Annotated in this window: 1 protein-coding gene; it reads right to left on the reverse strand. The window is 46.6% G+C overall.

Annotation, left to right across the window (positions count from 1 at the left end):
- A partial coding sequence (locus tag H8S65_RS20840) for a helicase-related protein (protein WP_186931720.1) occupies window positions 1-716 on the reverse strand: 716 nt, incomplete at both ends.

Below are 716 nucleotides of genomic sequence, written 5' to 3' on the forward strand. Positions count from 1 at the left end.
CCAAGCAGATAGTAACAGTTTACAGAATCTTTCTGCCCGATACGGTGCGCCCGGCTTTCTGCCTGATCGCAATCGGCATACGTCCAAGGAAGTTCGATAAAGGCAACATCGCTGGCAGCCGTGAGTGTAATACCGGCACTGGCCGCTTTGATGGAACAGATGATAACGTCCGTCTTCGGGTTCTTCTGGAAGGCGTCGACAGAAGCCTGCTTTTCTTGCATGTTCTGTCTTCCGGTTACGCAGACGGCAGAAGGAAAAGCTACTATCAAACGGTCTACAATTTCATGCAGGTTACAGAACAGGATAATCTTTTTTCCGTTCTCCCGAAAGTCCTTGACGAAATCGATTACCTCCTTCAGTTTACCGCGTGCAGTAATATCTTTCAAGATACCGATACGGACCATTACTTCCCCTTTTAGCGACTTTTGGATCTTCTCGTCGTCAGCTTCCTTGTATCGCTTCAGGTAATCGATCAAATCGCGTTCGGCATCCATATATTCTTTACGGTTCGTTATCTCACAGGTAACGATCTGACGAACCTTATCCGGTAGCTGGGTGAGTACTTTCGATTTTTCCCGGCGGAAAAAGCAGTGTTGCCATAATTTATAATTAAGTTCTTTCAGATTACTTGCCTGGTTGGGACCGGAACAATACCGTAGTATGAAGCCTTTCCATCCACCCATATCGATCATGCGATCCATGATACCCAATTGCGC

Origin of the sequence: Parabacteroides hominis (assembly GCF_014287585.1) — a bacterium.
In the GTDB taxonomy this organism is placed as follows: Bacteria; Bacteroidota; Bacteroidia; order Bacteroidales; family Tannerellaceae; genus Parabacteroides; species Parabacteroides hominis.